The organism is Parafrankia sp. FMc2 (genome assembly GCF_041008525.1).
Taxonomy (GTDB): domain Bacteria; phylum Actinomycetota; class Actinomycetes; order Frankiales; family Frankiaceae; genus Parafrankia.
On sequence record NZ_JBFLUG010000530.1, the window covers coordinates 1 to 509 of the forward strand.

The following is a 509-nucleotide window of genomic DNA, read 5'->3' on the forward strand; positions in this document are numbered from 1 at the left end:
GAGCAGGACCTTGTCGATGGAGGTTTCCGGGCCCAGGTGTGCGCCGTCGGCGAGGGTGCGCTGGGTGGCGTGGGAGCGGCAGCGGATGGTGTGCAGCGCCAGGTACGCCGCCCCCAGATCGGCGTCGTCGGCACCCGCGGCACCCGAGGGCCCCGCCGGGGAGCTTGCGCCGGCGTTCGGCATGGCGTCGATCAGCCGGTCCAGCCGCTCGAAGAGGTGCGCGATCCGGTGCCAGAAGCAGGTCGACCGCTCGTGCGGCAGCAGGTCCATCGCGAGCTGCCAGCCGTCCCCCGGCCTGCCCAGCATGCGGCTGCCGGGCACGACGACGTTGTCGAAGAAGACCTCGGCGAACTCGTCGATGCCGTGCATGGTGCGCAGGGGGCGGACGGTGATGCCCGGGGTGTCCATGTCGACGAAGAACGCCGTGATGCCGCCGTGGCCCGGCGCGGTGCGGGTGAGCAGCACGCAGCGCTGGGAGTACTGGGCCAGGCTCGTCCACACCTTCTGCC

1 protein-coding gene is annotated in these 509 nt (G+C 72.1%); it reads right to left on the reverse strand.

Going from position 1 to position 509, the window contains the following annotated elements; genetic code table 11:
• A partial coding sequence (locus tag AB1460_RS38310) for an acyl-CoA dehydrogenase family protein (RefSeq protein ID WP_368967513.1) occupies positions 1-509 on the reverse strand: 509 nt, incomplete at both ends.